Origin of the sequence: Mesorhizobium sp. ORS 3428, from assembly GCF_001854785.1 — a bacterium.
Classification (GTDB): Bacteria; Pseudomonadota; Alphaproteobacteria; order Rhizobiales; family Rhizobiaceae; genus Mesorhizobium.
Genome location: NZ_MDFL01000041.1, coordinates 1 through 5,067, shown reverse-complemented (window position 1 = coordinate 5,067; position 5,067 = coordinate 1). Strand labels below are relative to the sequence as shown.

The following is a 5,067-nucleotide window of genomic DNA, read 5'->3' as shown; positions in this document are numbered from 1 at the left end:
TTTTTCCAGGTCGATCGAGCGCATGACAGCCGTCTCTCAAACCCTGGCGAGTTTAGCCCGCCGCGACAATGCTTCCTCCCTGATCCCAGTCAGGGTCGTTCGTGTCGTGATGGCTTCCGGATCGATCAGGAGCTCAAGAACGGCGGGACGTTTTGCGCTCAGGGCGCGCTCAAATGCCGCCCCAAATTCGGATGTTTCGCGCACCTGCTCTGCAAACGCCCCGAAGCTTCGCGCATAAGCCGCGAAATCAGGGTTCTTCAGGAAAGTCGCCGGCGTACGTCCAGGAAACTCCCGCTCTTGATACATACGAATTGTGCCGTATAGGCCGTTGTTGACCACAAGAATTATCACAGCGGCCTCATATTGCATGGCCGTGGCCAGTTCCTGTCCCGTCATCAGGAAGCCGCCGTCGCCAACGAAGCACAGCACCACGCGTTCAGGGTGTGTGAGCTTAGCGGAGACCGCAGCCGGAACACCATATCCCATCGCGCCGTTGGCGGGACCAAGCAGCCTCCCCGGTCCGGGGAAACGATGATAGCGATTGACCCATCCGGCGAAGTTTCCGGCATCGGTGGTCACGATTGTATCGCTGGGAACCATGTCGCCTATCGCCTTCATCACAATAGCCATATCGAGCGCGCCCGGAGTAGTGTCCGGGACCGCGCTTTGTTCGAAAGCGTGTCGGCCGGAGGCGCACCAGCGCTTACGTGCCGTCATCATCGGAAGCGCCACCGGCACAGCTGCCAGCACGGCGGCGAGAAACTGTTCGGGACCGGCATTGATGGGCAGCACGGCCTGATAGACCCGRCACAATTCATTCGGGTCGGGGTGGACGTGCACCAGCGGCTGGATCGGCGTGGGTGCCTGGACGATCGTGTAGGACTGGGTCGTCAACTCGCCGAGCCGCGCGCCAATCGTAATCAGCAGGTCGGTTCGCCGGATCGCATCGGCGAGGGCAGGCATGATGCCCAGGCTGCAATCGCCGATATAGTTCTCGTGCGTGTTGTCAAAACGATCCTGGCACCTGAATGAAGCGCAGACGGGGATGGAATGTCTTTCGGAAAAGTGCAGCAGCATCTGCTTGGCTGCATCGCTCCAGCCGCCGCCGCCGACCAGAATGAGCGRCCTTTCGGCACCTTTCAGGCGATGCGCGAATTCCTCAATGTCTTGCTCGCTCGGCGAGGCACAGACAACCCTGTAAGGCTTCATGTCGTCGGCTTCCACCTGGTCGAGGAGCATGTCCTCCGGCAGGGACAGGACGACGGGACCYGGCCTGCCAGAGACCGCAGTGTGGAAGGCGCGACTGACAAATTCCGGGATCCTGCGTGCATCCTGGATTTCGGCCACCCATTTCGCCGTATGGGCAAACATCCCCTTGATATCGATCTCCTGGAAAGCCTCCCTCTCTGATGTCTCACGCGCCACCTGACCCACGAACAGAATCATCGGCGTGGAATCTTCGAAGGCGGTATGAACCGCAACCATCGCGTGACTTGCACCGGGTCCTCTGCTGACGAAGCATATTCCTGGGCGGCCCGTGAGTTTTCCATACGCCTCGGCCATATGGCCGGCGCCAATTTCGATTCGTGTGGAGATGACCCTTACGCGGTCTTCAAGATCGTGGAAGGCGTCCAGGGCCGCCAGGAAGCTCTCGCCCGGCACGCAAAACACGGTGTCGGCACCATGTCGGATCAACTGATCCGCCAAAACTCTTCCACCGTTTCGCATGAGTTCCACAACTCCATCCTTCGAGAATTGACCAGATACTCTTTATATGCGAATTTTGCAACAGTCGCAGATCGCGCTGAGGCTCTAAGATTTTGCCCGTGGATGTCGACAAGCCATTTGYCGGGCATGCAGGATTCGAGCTGTCCCGACCACCAGTGTGCAGGCGGGCTTGCGTGGTCGCCAGTACGCATTGTCCTTGCCCTATCGACACGGCGCCGATGCAGGCTTCGACTGCAGGCTTCATCTTTGGTTGGATAGTGGGGCCGCGCCTGCRATCAGGTGCGCGAGCACGAGTGTTCGGCTTTCGGGCTGACCATGATGCCGGTGTGTTGGACTAGCGCAAGGAGCGGCTTGGCATGAAGGGATATTGGCTCATAATCGGCACCGAGATATCGGATGAGGCGGCRCAAGCCGAGTACCGCAGATTGTGGAAACCCATCGGCCAGAAGTATCAAGCCCGTGTCAACCCGTCTAAAGAGCCGCCTGTGCTTCAAGAGGAGCGGGATGCGTGTCGAATGACCGTCATCGAATTCCCATCGATAGAACTGGCGAGGGCATGCTATCGCGACCCGGCCTATGACGAGGCTCGCCGCTATGCACTGCAAGCATCCAAACGCGAACTCCTGATCTTCGAAGGGGACCTGCGCTAGACGTCAACCTTTCGCGCCGTTTGAGGCCGGAAGGTCGATACCGGATGACGGCCATGCCGGACCCGGCTGCTGCGGGAGCGGGTACAAGTGGCTATCCGCTTGGGTGCCTAGCTTTGTCGATCGCCTGTGAGATCCGAGCAGCCGTGCGCTGCAATGAAGCGAGGTACTTCGATGTTGCCTCGTTTTCCGAAACTTCGCGGTTCATCGTGACATTTATCGACGCGATAGCCTGCCCAGCTAGGAGTATGGGAACGGCGATCGCCCAAATGGCACGGTTGTAGACGAGGGCTGAATATTCCTGGCTCATGACTGCGTAGCCACATTCGCGCACCCTGGCGAGCACACCTTGCAGCTTTCCGCGGTCGCGGGCTAGGTCGTTCCATGGTTCAGCGACTTGCGCCGAGACCTCAACCGCGGTTTGGAGCTCGCTTTCTGTGCAAAAGGCAAGATAGGCAAGGCCAAGAGATGTACCCATTATGGGAGCACGGAAGCCAGGCGGACGGGGATAGAAGAGCCGGCTCTCGGAGCGGCTCGTCTCGGCAACTATCATCGCGTCGCGGTYGAACACCGCGACGTCGGATGGCCAGGAGATCTCGCGTTGCAGCGCATAAAGAAACGGTCCAGCTATCACACCCATTTCGCGATAAGCCTCAAAGCCAGAACTCAACTCAAGCACTTTGCCGCTAACGACATAGGCGGCGTTGCTCGTGTCCTTGAGGACGTATCCGGCGCTCTCGAGGGTTTCCAGGAAACGCACAGCCGTGGAGGACGTCAACCCCGAGGCGCGAGCGATTTCGCTCACGGTCGATTGGCGTCGGCTGTTAACGACGTTCAAGACTTTTAGGGCGCGAAGTACCGCGTTGACGGGTCTGTATGAAGGCATCGTTCGTCCCCTTGTCGACATCGCCAGCCGTTGCCGCGTTTGCCGCAGGCAGGAACTGTCAGTCCGGACAGCGATAGCTCCCCGTGGGGAAAGACGCAAATTTCAGAGCCGCGATGCGGCTAGGTGGCTTTGCGGCTCGAGCCACCGTTGATGTCCGGGGCATATCGACGCCTCGTTGCCATAACGGCGGCATCAAATGGCGAGGCGGGCAGYCGGGCTTCCCACAGGCACAGATGCCGTCTTCGCCGTGAAGGATCGTAGTTGCTCTTTTCCCCCGGTAAAGACGGATGCTAGCCCGGAGTAGTGAGCCGGACGGTTGCTTAGGCCTTGGCTCTCGCAAGATCCAAGGCAATGTCCACAATCATATCCTCCTGCCCCCCGACCATACCGCGCCGGCCGGCTTCGGCAAGGATTGCTCGCGTGTCGACGCCATATCCGGTGCTGGCCTTTTCCGCGTGACGGAGGAAGCTTGAGTAGACGCCTGCATAGCCGAGCGTCAGCGTCTCGCGATCCACCCGGACGGGCCGATCCTGGAGGGGGCGAACCAGTTCTTCGGCCGCATCCATGAGCTTGAAAAGGTCGCAGCCATGTTTCCAGCCTTTGCGGTCAGCTACGGCGATGAAGACCTCCAGAGGCGTGTTTCCCGCCCCCGCTCCCATCCCGGCAAGGCTGGYATCGACGCGGATAGCGCCGGCCTGAACACCGACAATCGAGTTCGCGACGCCAAGCGAAAGATTGTGATGAGCATGGATGCCGCGTTCCGTCTCCGGCCTTAGTACCCGGTCATAGGCTTCGCAACGCGCGCGGTATCCGTCCATGTCGAGCGCGCCACCACTGTCGGTGATATAGACGCAGGTCGCGCCATAACTCTCCATGAGCTTCGCCTGCCGGGCCAACGTTTCTGGCTCGATCATGTGGCTCATCATCAGGAATCCGACCGTGTCCATGCCAAGGTCTCGTGCTGCCGCAATATGCTGCTTGGCTACATCGGCYTCAGTGCAGTGAGTCGCGATCCGAACCGAACGAACACCAAGGGCGTGAGCTTGCTTCAGATCATGAACGGTCCCGATGCCAGGAATGAGAAGGGTGGTCAGCYGCGCATTTTGCACTACGTCGGCAACCGACGCGATCCATTCCCAATCTGTGTGGGCGCCGAAGCCGTAGTTGAAGGAGGAACCATTGAGACCGTCCCCATGYGCGACCTCAATTGCATCGACGCCGGCGACATCGAGGGCGCTAGCAATGGCGCGGACCTGATCGATGYCGTAGCTGTGACGCACGGCATGCATGYCGTCGCGCAAAGTCACGTCCTGAATGTAGAGCTTCGTTTGCGTCGGATCGAGGTTCATGGATTTTCCACATTAGTCGTCATGGATGACGACGCGCTGACGCTGCTCGCCAAGTCCTTTGATGCCAAGATGCATTTCGTCGCCGGCAGCCAAATAGCGCGGCGGTTTCATACCCATGCCGACACCGGGAGGTGTTCCCGTCGTGATGATGTCTCCGGGTTCGAGCGTCAGAAACTCGCTGACATATGCGACAACGGTCGGCACATCGAAAATCATGGTGTCAGTGTTTCCGGTCTGACAGCGCTGCCCGGAGACATTCATGAACATCGACAGGCCGCGCCCCTCGCCCAATTCGTCCGTTGTGACAAGCCAAGGTCCCACTGGCCCGAAGCCATCATGGCTCTTGCCTTTGTCCCAGGTGCCACCGCGTTCCAGCTGGTGCGAGCGCTCCGACACGTCATTGACGAGAACGTAACCGGCTACATGCGCCATCGCCTCGCCACGCGAAACATAGCGG

At 59.6% G+C, this 5,067-nt stretch carries 5 protein-coding genes; 1 reads left to right on the top strand and 4 read right to left on the bottom strand.

Annotated features, from left to right (window positions below; all coding sequences use genetic code 11):
* Positions 1–36: 36 nt before the first annotated feature.
* Entirely contained in the window at positions 37–1,728 is a 1,692-nt protein-coding gene (locus ORS3428_RS05695) for a thiamine pyrophosphate-binding protein (RefSeq protein ID WP_071095381.1), read from the bottom strand.
* 356 nt (positions 1,729–2,084) lie between these two features.
* On the opposite strand from ORS3428_RS05695, the gene ORS3428_RS05690 reads away from it, so the two are divergent.
* Entirely contained in the window at positions 2,085–2,378 is a 294-nt protein-coding gene (locus ORS3428_RS05690) for a DUF1330 domain-containing protein (protein ID WP_040985513.1), read from the top strand.
* Positions 2,379–2,469: 91 nt separating this feature from the next.
* Here ORS3428_RS05690 and ORS3428_RS05685 read toward each other — a convergent pair whose 3' ends face one another.
* The 3 genes from ORS3428_RS05685 to ORS3428_RS05675 all read right to left on the bottom strand — a co-directional run.
* Positions 2,470–3,261, bottom strand: coding sequence for an IclR family transcriptional regulator domain-containing protein (locus tag ORS3428_RS05685; RefSeq protein ID WP_071095379.1), 792 nt, complete (start codon positions 3,259–3,261; stop codon positions 2,470–2,472).
* A 320-nt stretch (positions 3,262–3,581) separates the two neighbouring features.
* Complete coding sequence (gene dmpG, locus ORS3428_RS05680) at positions 3,582–4,610, bottom strand: 4-hydroxy-2-oxovalerate aldolase (protein ID WP_071095377.1); 1,029 nt, start codon at positions 4,608–4,610, stop codon at positions 3,582–3,584.
* 12 nt (positions 4,611–4,622) lie between these two features.
* On the bottom strand, positions 4,623–5,067 hold a 445-nt coding region (locus ORS3428_RS05675), incomplete at its 5' end, for a fumarylacetoacetate hydrolase family protein (RefSeq protein WP_131802843.1).